The organism is Rhodococcus sp. IEGM 1305, assembly GCF_030058635.1.
GTDB classification, from domain to species: domain Bacteria; phylum Actinomycetota; class Actinomycetes; order Mycobacteriales; family Mycobacteriaceae; genus Rhodococcus_F; species Rhodococcus_F opacus_D.
On record NZ_JASHKX010000046.1, the window covers coordinates 23,380 to 44,955 of the forward strand.

General features: G+C 69.3%; 18 protein-coding genes. 5 read left to right on the forward strand and 13 right to left on the reverse strand.

The annotated features are described in order from the left end of the window. Nucleotides 1–119: 119 nt before the first annotated feature. The 5 genes from cydC to QM693_RS33475 form a co-directional block, all read right to left on the reverse strand. The gene (cydC, locus tag QM693_RS33455) at nucleotides 120–1,799 is read right to left on the reverse strand and encodes a thiol reductant ABC exporter subunit CydC (RefSeq protein WP_283354465.1); all 1,680 of its coding nucleotides are present in this window, start codon (nucleotides 1,797–1,799) and stop codon (nucleotides 120–122) included. Next, the gene (cydD, locus tag QM693_RS33460) at nucleotides 1,789–3,495 is read right to left on the reverse strand and encodes a thiol reductant ABC exporter subunit CydD (RefSeq protein ID WP_283354466.1); all 1,707 of its coding nucleotides are present in this window, start codon (nucleotides 3,493–3,495) and stop codon (nucleotides 1,789–1,791) included. The genes cydC and cydD overlap by 11 nt, the downstream gene beginning before the upstream one ends. Beyond that, nucleotides 3,492–4,529 (reverse strand): cytochrome d ubiquinol oxidase subunit II, encoded by a 1,038-nt coding sequence (gene cydB, locus QM693_RS33465; protein ID WP_283354467.1) that lies wholly within the window; start codon nucleotides 4,527–4,529, stop codon nucleotides 3,492–3,494. The genes cydD and cydB overlap by 4 nt, the downstream gene beginning before the upstream one ends. Before the next feature lie 11 nt (nucleotides 4,530–4,540). Further along, complete coding sequence (locus QM693_RS33470) at nucleotides 4,541–6,037, reverse strand: cytochrome ubiquinol oxidase subunit I (RefSeq protein WP_283330665.1); 1,497 nt, start codon at nucleotides 6,035–6,037, stop codon at nucleotides 4,541–4,543. Between the two features lie 133 nt (nucleotides 6,038–6,170). Next, entirely contained in the window at nucleotides 6,171–7,043 is an 873-nt protein-coding gene (locus tag QM693_RS33475; protein WP_009477909.1) for an aminodeoxychorismate lyase, read from the reverse strand. Nucleotides 7,044–7,105: 62 nt separating this feature from the next. Here QM693_RS33475 and ygfZ point away from each other — a divergent pair, with 62 nt between their 5' ends. From ygfZ to QM693_RS33495, 4 genes are all read left to right on the forward strand, one after another. Further along, on the forward strand, nucleotides 7,106–8,227 hold the full coding sequence (gene ygfZ / locus QM693_RS33480) for a CAF17-like 4Fe-4S cluster assembly/insertion protein YgfZ (RefSeq protein WP_283354468.1): 1,122 nt from the start codon (nucleotides 7,106–7,108) through the stop codon (nucleotides 8,225–8,227). Further along, entirely contained in the window at nucleotides 8,224–8,892 is a 669-nt protein-coding gene (locus tag QM693_RS33485; protein ID WP_283354469.1) for an MOSC domain-containing protein, read from the forward strand. The genes ygfZ and QM693_RS33485 overlap by 4 nt, the downstream gene beginning before the upstream one ends. Continuing rightward, on the forward strand, nucleotides 8,889–9,842 hold the full coding sequence (locus tag QM693_RS33490) for an asparaginase (RefSeq protein ID WP_283354470.1): 954 nt from the start codon (nucleotides 8,889–8,891) through the stop codon (nucleotides 9,840–9,842). The genes QM693_RS33485 and QM693_RS33490 overlap by 4 nt, the downstream gene beginning before the upstream one ends. A gap of 181 nt (nucleotides 9,843–10,023) precedes the next feature. Beyond that, entirely contained in the window at nucleotides 10,024–10,224 is a 201-nt protein-coding gene (locus tag QM693_RS33495) for a DUF3073 domain-containing protein (protein WP_005244376.1), read from the forward strand. Between the two features lie 111 nt (nucleotides 10,225–10,335). On the opposite strand, the gene purM is transcribed toward QM693_RS33495, so the two are convergent. Beyond that, nucleotides 10,336–11,415: a phosphoribosylformylglycinamidine cyclo-ligase gene (purM, locus tag QM693_RS33500; protein WP_005244377.1), complete on the reverse strand. Its 1,080-nt coding sequence runs from the start codon at nucleotides 11,413–11,415 to the stop codon at nucleotides 10,336–10,338. Between the two features lie 120 nt (nucleotides 11,416–11,535). Beyond that, nucleotides 11,536–13,119, reverse strand: a complete 1,584-nt coding sequence (gene purF, locus QM693_RS33505) for an amidophosphoribosyltransferase (RefSeq protein ID WP_009477905.1) — start codon at nucleotides 13,117–13,119, stop codon at nucleotides 11,536–11,538. Nucleotides 13,120–13,292: 173 nt separating this feature from the next. On the opposite strand from purF, the gene QM693_RS33510 reads away from it, so the two are divergent. Further along, complete coding sequence (locus tag QM693_RS33510; protein ID WP_283354471.1) at nucleotides 13,293–14,612, forward strand: class I SAM-dependent methyltransferase; 1,320 nt, start codon at nucleotides 13,293–13,295, stop codon at nucleotides 14,610–14,612. On the opposite strand, the gene QM693_RS33515 is transcribed toward QM693_RS33510, so the two are convergent. The 6 genes from QM693_RS33515 to QM693_RS33540 form a co-directional block, all read right to left on the reverse strand. After that, a complete protein-coding gene (locus tag QM693_RS33515) occupies nucleotides 14,613–14,999 on the reverse strand; it encodes a sterol carrier family protein (RefSeq protein WP_283330660.1) in 387 nt (128 codons plus the stop codon). Nucleotides 15,000–15,003: 4 nt separating this feature from the next. Then, nucleotides 15,004–15,648, reverse strand: coding sequence for a CPBP family intramembrane glutamic endopeptidase (locus QM693_RS33520; protein ID WP_280778722.1), 645 nt, complete (start codon nucleotides 15,646–15,648; stop codon nucleotides 15,004–15,006). Next, nucleotides 15,645–17,414 (reverse strand): alpha/beta hydrolase, encoded by a 1,770-nt coding sequence (locus QM693_RS33525; protein WP_283354472.1) that lies wholly within the window; start codon nucleotides 17,412–17,414, stop codon nucleotides 15,645–15,647. The genes QM693_RS33520 and QM693_RS33525 overlap by 4 nt, the downstream gene beginning before the upstream one ends. A gap of 3 nt (nucleotides 17,415–17,417) precedes the next feature. Next, nucleotides 17,418–19,739, reverse strand: coding sequence for a phosphoribosylformylglycinamidine synthase subunit PurL (purL, locus tag QM693_RS33530; RefSeq protein WP_283354473.1), 2,322 nt, complete (start codon nucleotides 19,737–19,739; stop codon nucleotides 17,418–17,420). A gap of 144 nt (nucleotides 19,740–19,883) precedes the next feature. Further along, the gene (locus tag QM693_RS33535) at nucleotides 19,884–21,167 is read right to left on the reverse strand and encodes a M18 family aminopeptidase (protein ID WP_283354474.1); all 1,284 of its coding nucleotides are present in this window, start codon (nucleotides 21,165–21,167) and stop codon (nucleotides 19,884–19,886) included. A gap of 25 nt (nucleotides 21,168–21,192) precedes the next feature. Further along, the gene (locus QM693_RS33540) at nucleotides 21,193–21,546 is read right to left on the reverse strand and encodes a VOC family protein (RefSeq protein ID WP_283330656.1); all 354 of its coding nucleotides are present in this window, start codon (nucleotides 21,544–21,546) and stop codon (nucleotides 21,193–21,195) included. Nucleotides 21,547–21,576 lie beyond the last annotated feature (30 nt).

Consider the following 21,576-nt stretch of genomic DNA (forward strand, 5'->3'; position numbering starts at 1 on the left):
TCGCGCGGTCAGTGAATTCCGTCAGCGGTAGCGGCTAGCTGGCAGCCACCTCACGTGTCCGTCTGTCATACAATTTCAGACCACCTCCTTCCTCGTGTACTGAAGAAAGTACGCCGCACTCACGGAGTCGGCAACGCATTTTCGCTCTCAGCTTTCTCCACCCGTATCACCAGGTCAGCGCTGGTATCCTCCGGAAGCTGGTGGGTGACCACCACGACGGTGCGCTGCGACGACACCAGTCCGCCGTCGCGTGCGAGCAGTCGCCGGAGCAGGTCGGCGCCCGCGTCGGCGTCGAGGTGCTCGGTCGGTTCGTCGAGCAAGAGCACCCGGTCGGGCGACAGCAGAGCCCTGGCGAGGAGCAGTCGGCGACGCTGTCCACCGGACACTGCCCTGGCACCGCCCGCGAGGGTCGTGTGCACGCCCTCCGGCAGCCCCGACACCCAGCCCCCGAGCCCGACCGACTCCAGGACGGTCAGCGCCTCCGCGACCTGGAGGTCGCCGCGCGCCACCCGCAGATTCTCGAGGACGGACGTGTCGAAGAGGTGTGCGTCCTCCGCGAAGAATCCGACGTTCCGGCGGAGTGCCTCGGATCTGACCCGGTGGAGGTCGAGTCCGTCGACCTGGACCGTCCCCGACACCGGGGGGAGCAACCCGGCCAGGGTCATCAGGGTGGTCGTCTTCCCGGACCCGCTGCCGCCGACGATCGCGACCCGGGCGCCCGGCTGTAGGTCGAGGTCGAGCGGGGCGGTGACCTGCCCACCGGGCCAGCCGCACCGCAGGTCCTTCGCGACGACCTCCGCGGGCCCGTCCAGTTCCCGGTCTCCGGGGTGCGGATCCGCGACGGCGGCGTCGAGCACGGCGAGTATCCGGCGAGACGCGATACGGGCCCGGGTCAGCGCGACCGCCGCGGCGGGCAGCGCGGCCGTGGCCTCGAACGCGGACAGCGGCAGGAGCACGACGATGCCCATCGCCATCGGGCTCATCGTCCCCGACGAATACAGGTCCATGCCGATGAGCAGTGACGCGATCACGCTCACGCCCACCGCGAGTGGTGTGGCGGCGTCCGCGAACGCGCTGGGTGCGGCGGCGCGGTCGGTGGCCGCGACCGCGGCGTGTTCGGAGCGGACCGCCCGCGACACGGTTCGCTCGAGGCGACCCGCGACGCGGAGTTCCGCGGCGTGATCGAGCGCGGTGACGGCGTCCTCACTGAACCGGGCGCGCGCGTCGGCCCCGGACGTCTCGGCGAGGCGGGCGGCCCGCGCGGACAACCAGGGCGCCTCGACCCCCGACACCGAGAGCGCCACGGCGAGCACGAGTGCGGAGGCGGGCGAGATCACCGCGAGGATGCCGACGGCGGCCACGGCCAGGACGACGGACACGGCGATGGGGACGATCGCGCGGACGACGACGTCACCGAGGGTGTCGACGTCGGCCCCGGTGCGGGCGAGCAGTTCGCCGCGGCGCAGGCCGGCAGCGGCCGCGGGGTCGCCGTCGGCCAACCGCTGGTACAGCTGGGTGCGGGCGGACGTGGTCCCGCGCAGCGCGGTGTCGTGGGTGGCGAGCCGCTCGAGGTACCGGAAGACGCCGCGGGAGATGCCCAGCGCGCGCACCGCCACGACGGCCACGCTGAGGTCCAGGACGGGCGGCATCTGCCACGCCCTCGTGATCAACCATGCCGACAACGCCGCCAGCGCGAGCGCACTGCCCAGCGTGGCCACGCCGGCGGCGACGGCGCGCACTACCCGCCCCGGTTGCAGGTCGAGGAGCGGCAATGCCCGGATCAGCGGGTCACGCGACATCGGCGCTCACCTCGATCACCCGGTCGGCGGCCGCGAGCACGGTCGGCCGGTGCCCCACCACCACGACCGTCCGGCCGGCGGCGGCCAGGCTTCGCAGCGAATCGAGCACGGTCCGCTCCGACGCGTCGTCGAGGTGCGCGGTGGGTTCGTCGAGCACCAGGACGGGACGCCGGGTGGCCAGCACGCGGGTCAGCGCGAGCCGCTGCCGCTGACCGAGCGACAGTCCCGTTCCGCCGGACCCGACGCGCGTGTTCCAGCCGTCGGGAAGTTCGGCGAGGACCTCGTCGAAACCCGTCGCGGCACAGGACTGTTCGAGGTCGACGACCTCGCCGATGAGCCGGAGGTTCTCGTCCAGGGTGCCGGGTACGAGGACGGGGTGCTGCGGGAGCCACGCCACCTGCGCCCACCACGCGGACCGGTCGAGCGAACTCACGGCGGTACCCGCCACCCGCACCTCCCCGCGCTCGGGTTCGACGAGGCCGAGGAGTGCTTGCACCGCAGTCGATTTCCCGGAACCGTTGGGTCCGGTCAGGACGGTCACCGCACCGGGTTCGAGGGCGCCGGTCAGGCCGCGCGGTGCCGGGCCGTGCCGGGACGGGACGTCGATGCCGTCGAATTCGATTCGCGCCCCGGCCGCGTCGACCAGAACCGCACCGTCGGCGGCGTCGTCGGGACGATCGGTATCGATGACGGCGAAGGCCCGGCTCGCCGCGGCCATCCCGTCCTCGGCGGCGTGGAACTGAGTTCCGACCATCCGCAGCGGGAGGTACACCTCGGGCGCGAGAATCAGTGCGACGATTCCGGCTTCGAGTTCCATCCCCCCGTACACCAGCCGCAGTCCGATGCTCACGGCGACGAGTGCGACGCACAGCGTGGCCAGCAGTTCCAGCACCATCGACGACAGGAACGCCACCCGCAGTGCCGACATCGTGGTGCGGCGGTGGGCGTCGCCGAGTTCACGCACCCGCCTCGCCGGTCCCTGTTCGCGGCCCAGCGCGCGGAGCGTGGGCAGGCCGGCCAGGAGGTCGAGCAGCTGGGAGGACAGTGTGGTCATCGCGGTCAGCGTCTTGGCGGCCTTGCCCCTGGTGAGCAGACCGATGAGGATCATGAAGATCGGGATGAGCGGAAGTGTGACGAAGATGATCGCCGCCGACGTCAGATCCTGAAACGTGATGACCGCGAGCGTCGCCGGAGTGAGCGTCGCCGCGAGGACCAGCGCCGGTAGATACCCGGTGAGGTACGGCACGAGACCGTCGATTCCGCGGGTGAGCACGGTCGCGAATTCGTCCCGCCGCGGGTCGAGCTCGCGCGGTCGCAGACGGGTGGCGACGCCCAGGACCTCCCCCTTCAGCTCCGCCACGACCCGCGTGGCGGACCGGTGCGCGAACCGGGACTGCAGCCAGGTGCCGAGCACCCGCACGCCCACCGCGGTCGCGAGGACCACCAGTTCGGTGGACCACCGGCCGACATCGGTGGCGTCGTCGACGATGACCCCACCGAGCACGCGGCCGATCATCAGTGCCGACACGATGATCATCGCGACGTTGACGATCGACAGCGCGACCGTGAGGACGAGGTACCCGCGGGCCGCCGCGGAGTAGCGCCAGAGGCGGGGATCGACGGGGCGCCGGGACCCTCGCGCCCCGCCCGGGCGTTCGTCGGCCGGGCGGGGTGCGTCGCCTACCGCTGTGCTCATCTGCGCCCGAGCGGGAGACCGATCGAAGGCGGGATGTGCTTGGTCGAGATCCGTTGGCGGAACACCCAGTACGTCCAGCCCTGGTAGATCAGCACCACCGGGGTGAGGAAGGCGGCGGCCCACGTCATGACCTTCAGCGTGTACGGACTCGACGATGCGTTGTCGATGGTCAGGTTGTACGCGGCGTCCAGTGTGGACGGCATGACGTTGGGGAACAGCGAGCCGAACAGCAGGGCCACCGTGGCGATGACCGCGATCGACGTGAGCAGGAACGCCCAGCCCTCCCGTTCGGCGCGGGTGAACGCGACCACCCCGAGGAGTGCGGCGGCGGCGATCGCGACGAGAATCCACGTCCAGCCCTTGCCGTGCGCCAGCTGTGTCCACAGCACGAACGCGCCTGCCACCGGAACGGCCGGGATCGCCAGCCGGGACGCCAGTTCGACGGCGTCCGTGCGTACTTCGTCGGCCGTCTTCAGGGCGAGGAACACCGCGCCGTGCAGGGCGAACACGAGTGCGGTCGTCAGACCACCCAGCAACGCATAGGGATTGAGCAGATCGAAGAGGCTCGAGGTGACCTGCTTGTCGGCGTCGATGTCGACGCCCCGCACGATGTTCGCGAACGCAACACCCCACAGCACGGCAGGCACCCAGGACCCGAAGACGATGCCCCAGTCGCACCGCCTGCGCCAGGCGTCGTCGTCGATCTTGCCGCGGTACTCGATGGCGCAGATCCGGACGATGAGCGCGACGAGAATGATCAGCAGCGGCAGATAGAAGCCGGAGAACAACGTGGCGTACCACTCCGGGAACGCGGCGAACAACGCGCCGCCACCGGTGATGAGCCACACCTCGTTGCCGTCCCACACGGGGCCGATGGTGTTGAGCACCACCCGCCGCCGTGTGTCCCCGTTCGGGTCCTTGCGCCTGCCCAGCACCGGCATCAGCATGCCGACACCGAAATCGAATCCCTCGAGGACGAAGTACCCGATGAAGAGCACCGCGATCAGGATGAACCACACTTCTTGAAGTCCCATGACCGTCTCCCCTAGTACGCGAACGAGAGTTGCTCGGGCTTGCCCGGTTCTTCGGGCTCGTCGTGGTCGTCACCCGGTGGATGCGCGTCGTGTTCGAGTGGTCCCTCGACCGTGTAGCGGCGGATCAGCGTGAACCACACGACGGCCAGCGCCCCGTAGACCACCGTGAACGTGATGAGCGAGACCCAGACGGTCCACGGGGAGTGATTCGAGACGCCCTGGTCGACAGTCAGTCTGATCATGTCGACACCGGTCGGGTTGGGTGCCACGACCCACGGTTGACGACCCATCTCGGTGAAGACCCAGCCCGCGCTGTTCCCGAGGAAGGGTGTCGGGATGACGGCGATCGACAGCCAGCCGAACCACTTCTTGTCCGGTACGCGGCCGCCGCGGGTCATCCACAGACCGACCACGGCGAGCAGCGCCGACCCGGCGGCCCAGCCGATCATCGCGCGGAACGTCCAGTAGGTGACGAACAGGTTGGGCTTGTAGTTGCCGGGCCCGTACGTCTCCTCGTAGCGGGCCTGGATCTCGGTGACGCCCTCGACGGTGGAGTCGAACGTGCCGTCCGCCAGGAACGAGGTGAGGCCGGGGATCTTGATGAGCTGGGTGATGCTCTCGCAGTTGTTCTGGGTGCCGACGGTGAGGATGGAGAAGTCGGCACCGGTTTCGGTGTGGCACAGCGATTCGGCCGATGCCATCTTCATGGGTTGCTGTTCGAACATCAGCTTGCCCTGGATGTCGCCGGTGATCGCGAGTCCGATGCCCGCGGCGACCATCACCCACAGCGCGAGGATGGTGACCGGGCGGAACATCGTCCTCGCGGTTTCCTCGTGCTTCTTCGCCACTTCGGGTTCGGTGGCTTCCTTCGACTTGCGCATGCTGCGCACCATCCACCAGCCGCCGACGCCGGCCACGAACGTCCCTGCCGTGAGGAACGCTCCGGCCACGACGTGTGGGAAGGCCGCGAGCGCCGTGTTGTTGGTGAGCAGTTCCCAGATGCTGGTGAGTTCCGCGCGTCCGGTCTCGGGGTTGTAGATGGCCCCGACCGGGTGCTGCATGAACGAGTTGGCGGTGATGATGAAGTACGCGGACGCGTTCACACCGATTGCGACGAGCCAGATGGTGGCGAGGTGGACGAGCTTGGGCAGCCGTCCCCAGCCGAAGATCCAGAGGCCCAGGAACGTCGACTCGAGGAAGAAGGCGACCAGCCCCTCGAGGGCGAGGGGTGCGCCGAACACGTCACCGACGAAGCGTGAGTACTCGCTCCAGTTCATCCCGAACTGGAATTCCTGCACGATGCCGGTGGCGACGCCGAGCGCGAAGTTGATCAGGAACAGCTTCCCGAAGAACTTGGTGAGCCGATACCAGTGGTCCTTTCCGGTGACCACCCACATCGTCTGCATGACGGCGATCAGCGGGGCGAGCCCGATCGTCAGCGGAACGAGGATGAAGTGATAGACGGTGGTTATGCCGAACTGCCACCGGGAGACATCCAAGGCATCCATGGCTACTCCGAAACTGGGCCCGTAGGACAGGCTTCAGGGCCGGAGCGTGGGCTTCCGCCCGACCCTTGAAAACAACGTACTGCGGGGTCGTTTCCCCCGCAGGACTTTGCTACTACGAAATGTAGTAGACCTGTCAAGCCTCCGCAGACTCGGTACCCGCCGCCTCGACCGCGAGGCCGACCAGCTCCACGATCTCGTCGGCGAGCGGTGCGTCGGGCAGGGCAAGTCCGTCGATCTTGCGCACCCGCGCGACCATGGTGACACTGGAGATGAGCCAAACACCTTCCGCCGTAATGAGATCCGCCGGCCGCAGCGCCGCGTACTCGCAGCGGAACCCCTTGCCGGACGCCACCTCGTACAGCGCCTGCTGCGTCGTTCCGGGCAGGATTCCGTGCTCCGGCGGCGGCGTGAGGAGGTGTTTGTCGCGGGCGATGACCACCGTGGAACGTGGCCCTTCCAACACATTGCCCTCGCTGCTGACGAAGATCACATCGTCGGCACCGAGTGTCGCCGCATACCGCAGCGCCGCCATGTTCGTGGCATACGACAAGGTCTTCGCCCCGAGCAGCTGCCACGGCGCACTCGCCGACAGATCCACCGAATAGCCCCGGGCCAATGTGAGTACCGACACCCCGTCGCGCCGCGCCTCCAGAATCCGCTCGGACACCGGCCCGACGGTGACGAAAGCAGTCGGGTCGCCACCGGACTCGCGGCCGCGGCTGAGCACGAGTCGCATCGCACCCTCCCGCTCGGACCCCCACTCCTCGACGGCCAGCTCGAGTGCCAGGCGCCACTCGTCCAGGTCCTGAATGGGCAATCCGAGGGCGCGCGCCGACGCGACGAGACGGGTGAGGTGGGCCTCGACCTTCAGTGCGCGACCGCCACGCACCAACAGCGTCTCGAAGACACCGTCGCCGCGCACCACCGCCAGATCGTCCGCGTGCAGCAGCGGGGCATCCGCGTCCCGCACCTCGTGGTCCAGTGTCACCAGCACTCGATCAGACATGACGCCCAGCCTATCGACCCTGCTGACCGCCACCCGTGGTCCATGGTCCCTAGACTGGGTTCGTGGTCGACAAACTGCCCGTCTCACCCAGTCCACTCCTCACGGCCCCGGGCGCGGTTCCTACGCCCGAAGGCTCTCCCGACGCCGGCGTCGCCTGGCATCACGGCGATCCACTCGGCGAACAACGCAGCGCCGAACGTTCCGCGGCGGTCGTCGACCGTTCCCACCGGTTCGTCATCGCGATCAGCGGACCCGAACGACTCACCTGGCTGCACACCATCTCGAGCCAGCACGTCGCCGCGCTCCCCGACGGCGCGAGCGCCGAGAACCTCAGCCTCGACGTCAACGGCCGCGTCGAGCACCACTTCGTCCAGACCGATCTGGACGGCGTCACCTGGATCGACACCGAGGCCGACCGCGGACCCGACCTCCTGTCGTTCCTCACCAAGATGGTGTTCTGGTCCAAGGCCGAGCCCCGCGAGGGCAACGAGCTCGCGGTCCTCAGCGTGCTCGGCCCCGACGCCGTGACGGTCCTCGACGCGGCCGGCGTCGTGGCACCCGCCGAGCCGTACGCCGCCGTCGCGGTGCCCGGGGGCGGATTCGTCCGCCGCATGCCGTGGCCGGCCGCCGAGTCCTTCGACCTGCTGATCCCGCGGGAAGGACTCGCGACGTGGTGGGGCCGGCTCACCGCCGCCGGCGCCGCACCCGCGGGAACGTGGGCGTTCGAGGCACTGCGGGTGGCCGCCGCACGGCCCCGGATCGGACTCGACACCGACGATCGCACCATCCCGCACGAGGTCCGCTGGATCGGCGGTCCCGCCGACCACGGCGCCGTCCACCTCGAGAAGGGCTGCTACCGCGGCCAGGAGACGGTGGCCCGCGTCCACAATCTCGGCAAACCGCCCCGTCACCTCGTCCTGCTGCACCTCGACGGCAGCGCCGAGGGCAGGCCCGAACCGGGCGACCCCGTGACGGCGGGAGGCCGTGCGGTCGGACGGATCGGCACGGTGATCGACCACCACGAGCTCGGACCCATCGCGCTGGCCCTCGTCAAACGGTCCATCCCCACCGACACCGAGTTGGTGGCCGGCTCGTGCGCCGCGTCCATCGACCCCGACTCCGTGCCTGCAGACGACACGGTCCAGGCGGGCCGCGCCGCCGTCGACCGGCTCCGGGGCCGGTGAGCGAGGCGACCGCGACGGCCGGCGAGGTGCTGGCCGTCTGCGTGCTGCACACCGAACGGGACAGCGGCACCCGCCGGGTGACCCGGACGGCGATCGACAAGCGGCCCGTCGACGGCCCCGTGCGCGTCACGACCACCGGACTGGTCGGCGACCGGGTCTGCGACACCGAGTACCACGGTGGCCCGTTCAAGGCCGTCTACGTCTACCAGGAGGACGAGGCGCAGCGCTGGGCGTCGGAGCTCGGCCGCGAACTGCCCCCGGGATGGTTCGGCGAGAACCTCCGCCTCGACGGGATCGCCGCGACCGACGCCGTGATCGGCGAGCGCTGGCGGATCGGCACCACCGAACTGGAGGTGACCAGCCCGCGGACACCGTGCGGGACGTTCGGCGTCTGGGCCGCCGAGCCCCGGTGGGTCAAGCGGTTCTCCGAACGCGGTGACACGGGCGCGTACCTGCGGGTGGTGACGGAGGGGTCGGTCGGCGCCGGCGACACCGTCCAGCGCATCCACGTGCCCGACCACGGCGTCACCGTGCGCGATCTGTTCACCGGCCGCGACCCGGAACGGTTCGTGGCGCTGCTCGAACAGCAGGAGAACCTCTCTCCGACCGTCGCGGACAAGGCCCGCCGACGGATCGCCGGACTGGAAGTGCAGGTCACGTATTGAGCATCGAACTGGTCGAGGTCGTCCGTTCCGGATTCCGTGAGTGCGTCCACCGCGGTTCCGCGGTGATCCTCCGCGCGGACGGCGAGATCGCGCTCACCCTCGGTGAGGTGCACACGCCGATCTACCCGCGGTCGTCGAACAAGCCGTGGCAGGCCGTGACGATGCTGCGGAACGGCTTCGAACCGTCCAGTTCCGAAGAGCTCGCGATCTCGACCGCATCCCACGAGGGCGAGTCGGACCACATCGAACTCGTCGAGCGGCTGCTCGCCCGGTACGGCCTCGACGAGGACCAGCTCCGCTGCCCCGCCGATCTGCCCTCCAACGAACTCGCCCGGGCCGAACTGCTGGCCGCCGGTGAGCTCCCCCGCCCGGTGTACATGAACTGCTCCGGCAAGCACGCGGCGATGCTCGCCACCTGCCTGGCCAACGACTGGCCGTTGCACAGCTACCTCGAGCCGACGCATCCGCTGCAACTCGCGGTCGTCGAGACGCTCGGGTCGATCAGCGGCGACGTCGACGCCGAACTCGGCATCGACGGATGCGGGCTGCCGATCGTCCCGCTGTCGCTGACGCATCTGGCGCGCGCGTTCGCCCGGCTCGTCACCGCCGAACCCGACTCCCCCGAGCTCGCCGTCGCCGACGCCGTCCGCGAGCACCCCTACCTCGTCTCGGGCACCGGCAAGGACGACGCGCGGCTGATGCCGGTCGTGCCCGGGCTGATGACGAAGGCCGGAGCAGACGGTGTCTACGCCGGCGCGCTCCCCGACGGCTCGGCGTTCGCGCTGAAGATCGACGACGGCCACGAACGGGCCCGGTTACCCCTCGCCGCAGCACTTCTCCACCGGATGGGCGCCGAGTGGACCGAGGATCTGGCGGCCCTCGCATCGCAGCCCGTGCTCGGCGGCGGCGTCCGGGTGGGGACGGTCCGGGCAATTCCGGGAGTCTTCTGAAGGCGAAACACCGGCATCGGGGCAGCTCGCGAGCCCGGTGAGACTAAACCGACACCGCTTCGGGGTGTGGATGGAAGCGCGAGGGACTTTTCCACGCTAGAGTGTGGGGCAGGAACTTACACACTCAAACGGGGCCGCCAAATTCCCCAGGCCGCCCCGCGAAAGCGCGAGGGGGTCAGCCATGGGCCGCGGCCGGGCTAAGGCAAAGCAGACCAAGGTTGCACGCGAACTGAAGTACAGCGTACCGACCACGGATTTTGACAGCCTGCAACGAGAGCTCTCAGGTGGGTCGTCCAACTCGCATCGGGACGAGGTCTTCGCTGACCAGCGTGCCGACAGGGAGGGTCACTCCCGGGAGGACGACGACGACTGGCGGCGCTGAGATCTGAAGACAACGAAATGAGGGGGAGCCGATACCGGCTCCCCCTCATTTCCACATCTTCAGCCGGTCGGGGCCACTAGCTCGCCCCGTTCCGACAGACGGCGTCCGACCCTAGAACCTCGGGTGATCGCCGGCGAGAATTGCGCGCTCCGCCGACACGTCGTGCGACTTCTTGATGCTGCCCAGCGTCCAGCAGTCGATGTGGCGCGCCGTCAGGACGGCCAGCGCACGATCGACGTCCTCGGGCGCCACGATCGCGACCATGCCGACGCCCATGTTGAACGTCTGCTCCATCTCGGCCCGCTCCACCCGTCCGCGCTGCGCGATCATCGCGAAGATCGGAGCCGGGCTCCACGTGCCGCGGTCGAGTTCGGCGACCAGACCCTTCGGCATGACCCGAGCGAGGTTGTTGGCCAGCCCACCGCCGGTGACGTGGCAGAACGTGCGCACGTCCGTCTCGGCGGCGAGGGCCAGGCAGTCCTTGGCGTAGATCTTCGTGGGCTCGAGCATCTCCTCGCCCAGGGTGCGGCCGAACTCGTCGACGTGCGCCGTCAGGCTCATGTGGTCGATCTCGAGCAGAACCTTGCGGGCCAGCGAGTAACCGTTGGAATGCAGTCCGGACGAACCCATGGCGATCACGACGTCGCCGGGACGGACCCGGTCGGGCCCCAGCACCTGGTCGGCTTCGACCACACCGACGCCGGTCGCGGACAGGTCGTAGTCGCCGTCCGCCATCACACCGGGGTGCTCCGCCGTCTCGCCACCGAGCAGCGCGCAACCGGCCTGGATGCAGCCTTCGGCGATGCCGCTGACGAGTTCGGCGACACGCTCCGGGACAACCCGCCCGACGGCGATGTAGTCCTGCAGGAACAGCGGCTCGGCACCACAGACGACGAGGTCGTCGACGACCATCGCGACCAGGTCCAGGCCGACGGTGTCGTGCTTGTCGAGTGCCTGAGCGACGGCGAGCTTGGTGCCCACCCCGTCCGTGGACGCCGCGAGCAGCGGCTCCTTGTAGTCACCCTTGAGCGAGAACAGACCCGCGAATCCACCGAGACCACCGAGAACCTCGGGACGGCTGGCGCGCTTGGCCAAGGGAGCGAAGAGTTCCACCGCCCGATCGCCTGCGGCGATGTCCACTCCTGCGGCGGCGTAGGACGCGCCAGGGCGACTTGTCGGATCCTCGGTCATGTGGTTGTTACTCCAGCCTTCTGTTGCTCGTCAAAATCGTGTCGGTCGGGCAATCGAGTGCTGTGATTGCGTCCTTACGGTACCGGAGTACGTTCTCCGGCCGGATCCCGATGTACCGGCCTACGGCCGACTGAGGGCGTTCGCGTTGTCGTTCTCCCGCGTCGCGGGACCGCCTGCCGCGCTCTCGAGCATTCCCTCGAGAACGTTCTTTCCGATCGACGTCTCCGTGGGGAGCGCGATGGGGTACGTGCCGTCGAAGCAGGCCGCGCACAGTCGCGACGCAGGCTGCTCGGTGGCGGCGATCATGCCTTCGGTGGAGATGTAGCCGAGGGTGTCGGCGCCGATGGAACGGCGCACCCCTTCGAGCATCTCGTCGAAGCTGCCGGGCTCGCCGCCGCCGCCCGCACCGTTGGCGATCAGCTCGGCCGGGGAGGCGAAGTCGATGCCGTAGAAGCAGGGCCACTTGACCGGCGGCGACGCGATCCGGACATGGATCTCCAGTGCACCGGCCTCGCGGAGCATCCGGATGAGCGCGCGCTGGGTGTTGCCGCGGACGATCGAATCGTCCACCACCACGAGGCGCTTGCCGCGGATGACTTCCTTGAGCGGGTTGAGCTTGAGGCGGATACCGAGCTGGCGGATCGTCTGCGACGGCTGGATGAAGGTGCGGCCCACGTAGGCGTTCTTCATCAGACCCTGGCCGTACGGAATGCCCGACCCCTGCGCGTAACCGACCGCGGCCGGAGTGCCCGATTCGGGGACAGGGATGACGAGGTCGCCCTCGGCGGGGTGCTCGGTGGCGAGGCGACGACCGATCTCGACGCGGGTGGAATGCACCGAACGTCCGGCGATGACACTGTCCGGACGGGCCAGGTACACGTACTCGAACACGCAGCCCTTGGGCTCGGGGTTCGCGAAGCGGGAGGAGCGGACGCCGTCGGCGTCGATGGCGAGCAGTTCGCCGGGCTCGATGTCGCGGACGAAGGACGCGCCGACGATGTCGAGTGCGGCCGTCTCGCTGGCGACGACCCAGCCGCGGTCCAGGCGTCCGAGGCACAGCGGGCGGATGCCGTGCGGGTCTCGGGCCGCGTAGAGCGTGTGCTCGTCCATGAAAGTGAGGCAGAACGCGCCGCGCAGTGTCGGCAGGAGCTTCATGGCCGCCTGCTCGATGGTGCTGTCGGCGGCGGCGTGCGCGAGGAGGGCGCCGACGACGTCCGAGTCGGACGTGGCGCCGCCGGGGCGCTTGTCGTTGACCAGTCCGGCTTCACGGGCGCGCTGCGCCAGCTCCGCCGTGTTGACCAGGTTGCCGTTGTGCCCGAGGGCGATGCCGCTGCCCGCGGCGGTGGTGCGGAAGATCGGCTGCGCGTTCTCCCACGTGGTCGAGCCCGTGGTGGAGTAGCGACAGTGACCGACGGCGACGTGGCCCGGCATCGCTGCCAGGGTCTGCTCGTCGAACACCTGGCTTACCAACCCGAGATCCTTGAAGACCAGCACCTGCGAACCGTCGGCGACGGCGATGCCCGCCGCTTCCTGCCCACGGTGCTGCAGCGCATAAAGTCCGTAGTAGGTGAGTTTCGCCACATCCTCTCCCGGCGCCCAGACGCCGAAGACTCCGCATTCCTCGCGGGGCTCGTTCTCGTCCTCGTCGGACGGGTTCGAAGAGAGAAGATTAGGACTATGGACCGACAGATCGGCTCTGGTCACCGGGGTGCTCCCTGGGGATGGGCGTGTGAGGGGCAAGGTCAGTCTACGTGCCCTGCGCCGCCGCTTCGCCCACGGTGCCGATCGGACCGGCCCAACTCCCGGACGGACAGCCGAAAATAGATTGGTTTCGGTACCGATCAGCATCCTCGAACCACAGAGCGGGGGCTTGTCCGATGAACGTCCGCAGCACGGCACCGACCGCCGCAGAACGCCTGCTCAGCGCGTTCGAAGGTGCGATGGGCATCCCCATTCCCGTGCACGTCCGATGCTGGGACGGCTCGGAGGCAGGCCCCGACTCCGACGTCACCGTCGTCTTCCGCAACCGCCGGGCCGTCCGGAGGGTGCTGTGGTCGCCGAACGAACTCGGTCTCGTCCGGGCCTACGTGTCCGGTGACCTCGAGATCGAGGGCGACGCCTTCCGGCTGCTGACGCTTCCGGACCTCGTCGACCGGCTGGGCACCCTCAGCGTCCGCGGATCCGACCGCGGCACCGTCCTGAAGTCGCTGGCGACGTTCGTCCGGCTCGGCGGCCTCGGACTCCGGCCGACACCGCCGTCGGTGGAGGTGGCCCGGCGCCGCGGTGCCAAGCACAGCAAGGCGCGCGACGCGTCCTCGGTCTCACATCACTACGACGTCGGCAACGATTTCTACCGCCTGTTCCTCGGTCCGACGATGGTCTACTCGTGCGGCTACTGGGACCAGCGATCCGACGACCGCGATGCGATCGGGACGCTGGAAGAAGCGCAGAACGAGAAGCTGGACCTGGTCTGCCGCAAGCTCGGTCTCCAGTCGGGCATGCGACTGCTGGACGTGGGCTGCGGTTGGGGGTCGCTGGCGATCCACGCCGCCGAAAAGTACGACGTGTCCGTCGTCGGGGTCACCCTCAGCCACGAACAGGCCGAATGGGCACAGGCGAGGGTCTCCGAGGCCGGGCTGTCGGATCTGATCGAGATCCGCGTGCAGGACTACCGCGACGTCGTCGACGGTCCGTTCGACGCGATCTCCAGCATCGGCATGTCCGAACACGTCGGCGACTCCGCGCTGCCGGAGTATGCGCAGCACCTGCTCGACCTCCTCCGTCCCGAAGGCCGGCTGCTCAATCATGCGATCGCCTCGGTCCGGTCGCTGACCGGCACCGGCAACTCGTCGGGGTTGATCGAGAACTACATCTTCCCGGACGGCGAGGTGCTGCCGCTGAGCAGAACGCTCGAGGCCTTCGAGCGCGCCGGACTCGAGGTGCGCGACGTCGAGGCCCTCCGGGAGCACTACGCACTCACCCTGCGGGCGTGGGTGGGCAGACTCCGCGACTCCTGGGACGACGCGCGCCGGCTCGCCGGCGCGGAGCGGGCCCGCACCTGGTTGCTGTACCTCGCGGCCAGCGCCCTGGGGTTCGAGGAGAATGGCCGGCTGACGATCCATCAGGTGCTGGCCGTACGCCCGTCCGACGACGGGTCGAGTGGCCTGCCCCGCACCCGCGCGTTGTGGCTGGGCTGACTACACGCGCAGCAGCGGCAGCCAGTGGGCGATCTCCCCGGCGCGACTCCCCGACACCGACACTCCGCCGTCGGCGGTCGCACTGTCGAACTCCAGCAGTCCCGTCACCATCAGCAGCCACGTCCGGGGGTCGGTCTCCACGACGTTGGGCGGGGTGCCGCGGGTGTGCCGCGGCCCCTCGATGCACTGGACCGCGACGAACGGCGGAACCCGCACCTCCACGCTCGAACCGGGCGCGACCTGCTCGAGCGTCCGCGCGCTGAGCCGGACCGCCGCGGCCAGCTGGCTGCGGGACGGTTTCTCCTCGGAATCGCCGCGCAGCCACGGGCCGACCTCGAGTACGGCGGCTCTCAGTTCGGCGGGATCTACGGCTCGGCGCGGCGGCATACGCTCAATCTACTGTGCGGGCCCGCGCGAGTTCGGCGGCCACCGCCCCACCGACGTTGACCGAAAGGTGCAGCAGTGCAGGGGCTACGACGCTGCCGCTGCGTCGACGCAGCCACTCGAACAGCCACGCGGAGGAGCCGGTGAGCAGCACGCTCGCGGCGACGCCGTCGCCGGCGATCCGGGCCGCGCGCACGTGCCACAGCCCGAACGTGGCGGCGTGCAGGACGTTGGCCGTCGCAGGCGTCCAGGCCCGTCGCAGCATCGCGGACAAGACGCTGCGGAACAGCAGTTCCTCGTGCGCCACGGTCCCTACCGGAATCCGGAACCCCACCCAGCCGGCGAAATCGGTGACGCCGTCGCCGGTCGGCACACGCCTGCGCAGTGCGGGCACACTCAGCGTGATCGCGTATCCGGCGAGCGGGATCACCGACGCCAGGGCGCCGTACCGCAACCCGGACCGGGCCCTCGACGCGGACAGGCCGAGTTCGTCGACGCCATAGCCCGCGGCGCGTGCTGCTCCCACGACCGACAGCCCGAGCGCGCCTCCCGCGACCGCCCGCCCGTACGCGCCGTGCCCCGAACCGGGCAGCACCACGTTGCTCCACAGCACGGCCGCCGCCGCACCGGCAACGGAGGCGACCCTGCTCACTTCTCCGGGCCCTCTGTCCCGGAGAGGGATTCGAGAGTGGACCGGACGCGTTCGGTGTCGACGGGCGTCCACCCCTCGGGCTGGGCGACCGTGATCCAGCCGTCGAGGACGAGAGTCCCGTAATTGTGGCCGTGCCCGTCCGGCACGCCGGCGGCGTTGGTGAGGTCGGCGGAGACCTGCCAGAACGTCACGAACGGAAACCATTTCATCGACGGCGAACGATCCTCGCCCGGTGGTTCCTTCAACCAGTCGGGGCGGGTGAACGCCAGGTCGGGCGACCACCACACGACGGGATCGGACGGGTGCTGCACGTACAGGATGCGCGGTGACAGCCATTCGCCGGTTTCCTCCACCATGTCGGCGGAGTCGTCGGCGAACCGCACCACCAGACCCGCCGAGTACTCGGGGGCGACCTCGGGAGTGCCGGGGTCGCGGCGCTGGATCAGCTGTCCCCACAGCCGGTTCGAGTTGGGCGGCCCGACCCACAACACGCCGTCGACGGTGTGCCGGATATCGCTCAGCGTGTCGAAGGCGCCCTCCCCCGCCTGGGTGCCGAGACTTTCGCCGTAGACCAGGAGTTTGGGGCGCGTCGCCTCGGGTTCCTGCAACCACCGCTCGTGCACACGATCGATCAGTTTCTTCCCCGCCTCCGCGGCCTTCTCACGGTCGGCGAGGAACGAGATCCAACTCGGCAGGAACGAATACTGGCTGGCGACCAGCGCCGTGTCACCGTTGTGGACCAACTCGATCGCCTGCGCCGCAGTCGGATTGACCCAACCGGTGCCGGTGGTGGGGACGACGACGAGGACCTTGCGCGAGAACGCGCCGGTCCGCTCGAGTTCGTCGATGACGACGTCCATGCGCGCGTCCGGGTCCTCGGCGGTCTCCAGTCCGGCGTAAACCCGGATGGGGTCCTTGGCCGGGCTGCCGTTGGCCGCCGTGAGCTCGTCGGCGTCGAGCCCTCGGGACACGAAGTTCCGGCCCTCGTACCCGAGGGTGTCCCAGGGCGCCAGCGACTCGGGGCTCCCCGACTTCTCCGGGTCGAGTGGTTGCTCGACGCCGTCGCGGGTGGTCGAATTCTGCAGGCTGAACGCCGCATTCGTGGCGGCGTAGATGCCGCGCATCAGAACACCGTCGACGAGCAGGAAGAACAGCACCGTCACGATGAGGATGCCGACGGTGGTGGCCGTCGGGATCGCGAGGTGCCACCGCCGGATGAGTCGTGCCGCGATCCACCGCACCAGTTCGCGCAGCAGCCGCCACACCGAGATGATCGCGGCGCCCACGAGCAGACTCAGACCGCCCGTGCGGATGTAGCCGGTGGTGGTGGTGCCCTCCGCCCCCATCAGCGCGGCGATCTCACGCTGCCATGCCGCGGAGTACGCGAGCATCACGAGACTCACGACCACGCACGTCACCGTCACGACGACGCGCAGGCCGGTGGACCACGGTTCCGGCAACGGCCACCACGACCGGTGCCGCAGGAAGTAGCGACGTACCAGCCAGCCGATCGCCGTTCCCACCGTGTAACCGATCGCGGCGTTGATGCCGCCGATCAGCCCCTGGAACAGCCAGTCGCGGGGCAGCAGCGACGGCGTCAGCGACCAGCAGAAGAACAGCGTCGCGAACGCGATGCCGGTGAAGTCGAGCCGAAGGAAACGCCAGGTCCGGTCGAGTCGGGGACCGTGGAGGAGTGCAGGATCAACCAGCCGCGAGAATTCCCGCGGCCCCTGGTCAACCCTCTCCAATGCCCCCGATTCGACCATCCATCACCCGAACAATGCCGGCAGAGTTCCCTCGAACGTCGTGCGCAGCTCGGCCAGCGAGACCGAGAACTGGCCCTGGACCTCGACGGAATCGGACCCCTCATCCACCACACCGATGCGCACCCACGGGAGATTACGGGCCGTGCACATACCGGTAAAGCGAGTTTCCTCGGTGCGCGGGACCGCGACGAGCACGCGGCCCGACGACTCGGAGAACAGGGTGACGAACGGATCGGCGTCGTCGGGAAGCAGGATGCGGCAGCCCGTCTCCCCGGCCAGCGCGGCCTCGACGACGGTCTGCGCGAGACCGCCTTCGGACAGGTCGTGCGCCGCGGACACCAGCCCGTCGCGGGACGCCGCGAGGAGGATGTCGGCCAGCAACTGCTCCCGCTCGAGGTCGACCTTCGGTGGCACGCCGCCGAGGTGGCCGTGCTCGACCTGCGACCAGATGGACCCGTCGAACTCGTCGCGGGTGTCGCCGAGCAGGATCAGCGTTTCGCCCGGTTCCAGTCCGAGACCGGTAGGGATGCGACGGTGCACGTCGTCGATGACGCCGAGCACGGCCACCACCGGGGTGGGCAGGATCGGGGTCGACCCGGTCTGGTTGTAGAAGCTGACGTTGCCGCCGGTGACGGGGATGCCGAGCTTCGCGCAGCCGTCCGCCAGACCGCGGACGGCCTGCTGGAACTGCCACATGACGCCGGGATCCTCGGGGGACCCGAAGTTCAGGCAGTTGCTGACGGCCTTCGGGGTCGCGCCGGTGACGGCGACGTTGCGGAAGGCCTCGGCGAGCGCCAGCTGGGCGCCGGCGTACGGGTCGAGCGCGGTGTAGCGGCCGGACGCGTCGGTGGCGAGCGCGATGCCGCGGCCCGTCTTCTCGTCGACGCGGATCACGCCCGAGTCGGCGTTCTCGGCCAGGACGGTGTTGCCGCGCACGTAGCGGTCGTACTGCTCGGTGATCCACTTGCGGCTGCACAGCGCCGGGGACGCGAGCATCTTCAGCAGGGTCGCCTTCAGTTCGTCGGCCGATTCGGGACGCGTCAGTCCGGCGGTGGTGTTGGCGACGAGGGCGTCCTGGCTCGCGGGACGCTGCACGGGGCGCTCGTACACCGGGCCCTCGTGGGCGACGGTGCGCGGCGGCACGTCGACGACGGTCTCGCCGTGCCAGGAGATGGTGAGCCGCTCGCCGTCGGTGACCTCACCGATGACGGTGGCGAGGACGTCCCACTTCTTGCAGACCTCCATGAACGCGTCGACGTTGTCGGGGGTGACGACCGCGCACATGCGTTCCTGGGACTCGCTGGACAGCACCTCGGCCGCGGTCATGCCGGTGGCGCGCATCGGGACCTGCTCGAGGTTGATGTGCATGCCGCCGTCGCCGGCCGCGGCGAGCTCGGACGTAGCGCAGGACAGGCCGGCGCCGCCGAGGTCCTGGATACCGACCACCAGCTTCGCGGCGTACAGCTCGAGACAGCACTCGATGAGCACCTTCTCGGTGAACGGATCGCCCACCTGCACGGCGGGCAGCTTCTTCCGGCTTTTCGATGCTCCAGCTCCGCCTTCGGCTTCGTGTTCGTCCCCACTCTCGTCACCGTCGAACGTCTCCGACGCGAGGACGGACACGCCGCCGATGCCGTCGAGGCCGGTGCGCGCACCGAACAGGATGATCTTGTTGCCGGCACCGGATGCGAACGCGAGGTGCAGGTCCTCGACGCGCATCGCGCCGGCGCACAGGGCGTTGACCAGGGGGTTACCGGCGTACGACGCGTCGAACACGGTCTCGCCGCCGACGTTGGGGAGGCCGAGCGAGTTGCCGTAGCCGCCGACACCGCGCACCACACCGTCGACGACGCGTCGGGTGTCGGGGGCGTCCGCCGCACCGAAGCGCAGCTGGTCCATGACGGCGATGGGCCGTGCACCCATGGCCATGATGTCGCGGACGATGCCGCCGACGCCGGTGGCCGCACCCTGGTAGGGCTCCACGTAGGAGGGGTGGTTGTGGCTCTCGACCTTGAACGTGACGGCCCAGCCGTCGCCGATGTCGACGACGCCGGCGTTCTCGCCGATGCCCGCGAGCATCGAGGAACGCATCTCGTCGGTCGTGGTCTCACCGAAGTACTTCAGGTGCACCTTGGACGACTTGTAGGAGCAGTGCTCGCTCCACATCACCGAGTACATCGCGAGCTCGGCCTCGGTGGGGCGGCGGCCCAGGATCTCCTTGATGCGGGCGTACTCGTCGTCCTTCAGCCCCAGTTCCTTGAAGGGCTGTGCGACGTCGGGGGTCGCGGTGGCGGCGGTGACGGTGTCGACCGGGTGTGCTGACACTGGAGGTGGGGTCCCTTCCCTACGGGAGTCAAGAGAGGCAAGCCGGGAGTCACGGTCGGCGCAAGCCGGGTGGCGACGAGCCGTACGTCAGTCTATCCGGCGGCTCGTTCCGGTACCGACCTGGCGCTCCTCGCCCCGCTTCCCTCACGCCGTCGGTGTGAGGAAGGCCGCAAGCGCGTCGGAGTAGGCACGCACGTCGCGGGCGCCCATCAGCTCCCGCGACGAATGCATTCCGAGCTGCGCGGCGCCCACGTCGACGGTGCTCAGCCCGGTCCTGGACGCGGTGATCGGGCCGATGGTCGAACCGCACGGCAGATCGGCCCGGTGCACGTACCGTTGCAGCGGAACGCCGGCCTGGTCGCAGGCGAGGGCGAACGCGCCGGCTCCGGCCGAGTCGGTGGCGTAGCGCAGGTTCTGGTTGACCTTGAGCACCGGCCCCCCGTTGACGGCGATGTGGTGTGCGGGCTCGTGCCGCTCCGGGTAGTTGGGGTGCGTGGCGTGCGCCATGTCCCCGGACGCGCAGATCGAACCGGCCATCGTCTGCAGGAATTCTTCGCGACCACCGCCACGGCCGAGGACGATGCGCTCGAGCACGGTGCTCAGCAGATCGGAGAACGCGCCCCGATCGGACATGCTCCCCACCTCCTCGTGGTCGAACAGCGCGAGCACCGGCACCCGGTCACCGGGGTTCTCGGCCGCCGCCAGCAACGCCTGGGTGCCCGCGTAGCAGGTGCCCTGGTTGTCGAGTCGCGGCGCGCTGACGAGGTCCTGTTCGGTTCCGACGAGGGCGCTGGGCGCGAGATCGTGGGTCATCAGTTCCCACCCGAGCACCGCGTCGGCGGGCACCTCCGCCCGGTCGGCCACGAAGTCGATGAACGAGCGGCGTTCGGACCCCACGCCCCACACCCCGTTGAGGTGGCGCTGCGGATCGAGGTGGACGCCCTTGCGGTCCTCGGACAAGTGGATCGCCAGCTGCGGCACGCGCAGGATCGGTTCGTCGACGCGGACGAGTTTCTCCTCGACCGCGTTGCCGGCCCGCACGCTCAGCCGCCCGGAGATGCCCAGGTCGCGGTCGAGCCACGAGTTGAGCCACGCGCCGCCGTACGGTTCGAGACCCACCAGCTGCCACCCTGCCGACGACAGGTCGGGGTGCTGCTTGACACGCAGGTTCGGGCTGTCGGTGTGCCCGCCGACGATGCGGAACGGCGCCGTCCGGCCCAGCCCTTCGGTACTCCACGCGATCAGGGATCCGCCGCGCACCAGGAAGTATCGGCCGGGCTCGCCGGGCCACGAGTCGGTCTCGTGCAACTGGGTGAAACCGTTGCCGGTCAGCAACATCGACACCGTCGCACACACATGGAACGGCGACGGTGATGCATCGACGAAGGTGCAGAGTCCCTGGGCGTCGGCCCACGTAGTGGAAGGCATGGGGTCAATCATGCAGGACCCGCTGTCACGTGTGGGGACCCGAGACGCAGAACTGGTTGCCGTCGGGATCGGCGAGCGTGACCCACCGGAAATCGCCCATCTCGTGCTGCGCGACCTCCGTCGCGCCCTCGGCACTGAGCCTGCCCACCTCGCCGTCGAGGTCGTCGGACGCCAGGTCGAGGTGGATGCGGTTCTTCCCTGGGGTGGGGTCGGCGACCTTCTGGAACGCCAGCTTCTGCGCGGAATCCGGAAGGGCGACGACGTAGAACCAGCCGTCGTTCTCCTGCTCGATCGTGCCCGCCGTCTGCTTCGCCCACCATTTCGCGAGGGGCCCCGGATCCGTGGTGTCGAACGTGATCATGCCGAGTGTGAGTGCCATGCCCGCAGAGTAGACGTGGCCACCGACAGG

Coding starts and splice junctions, on each gene's coding strand:
- cydC (WP_283354465.1), bottom strand. CDS start 1,799: ATGTCGCGTGACCCGCTGATCCGGGCATTGCCGCTCCTCGACCTGCAA.
- cydD (WP_283354466.1), bottom strand. CDS start 3,495: ATGAGCACAGCGGTAGGCGACGCACCCCGCCCGGCCGACGAACGCCCG.
- cydB (WP_283354467.1), bottom strand. CDS start 4,529: ATGGGACTTCAAGAAGTGTGGTTCATCCTGATCGCGGTGCTCTTCATC.
- QM693_RS33470 (WP_283330665.1), bottom strand. CDS start 6,037: ATGGATGCCTTGGATGTCTCCCGGTGGCAGTTCGGCATAACCACCGTC.
- QM693_RS33475 (WP_009477909.1), bottom strand. CDS start 7,043: ATGTCTGATCGAGTGCTGGTGACACTGGACCACGAGGTGCGGGACGCG.
- QM693_RS33495 (WP_005244376.1), top strand. CDS start 10,024: ATGGGCCGCGGCCGGGCTAAGGCAAAGCAGACCAAGGTTGCACGCGAA.
- purM (WP_005244377.1), bottom strand. CDS start 11,415: ATGACCGAGGATCCGACAAGTCGCCCTGGCGCGTCCTACGCCGCCGCA.
- QM693_RS33510 (WP_283354471.1), top strand. CDS start 13,293: ATGAACGTCCGCAGCACGGCACCGACCGCCGCAGAACGCCTGCTCAGC.
- QM693_RS33515 (WP_283330660.1), bottom strand. CDS start 14,999: ATGCCGCCGCGCCGAGCCGTAGATCCCGCCGAACTGAGAGCCGCCGTA.
- QM693_RS33525 (WP_283354472.1), bottom strand. CDS start 17,414: ATGGTCGAATCGGGGGCATTGGAGAGGGTTGACCAGGGGCCGCGGGAA.
- QM693_RS33535 (WP_283354474.1), bottom strand. CDS start 21,167: ATGCCTTCCACTACGTGGGCCGACGCCCAGGGACTCTGCACCTTCGTC.
- QM693_RS33540 (WP_283330656.1), bottom strand. CDS start 21,546: ATGGCACTCACACTCGGCATGATCACGTTCGACACCACGGATCCGGGG.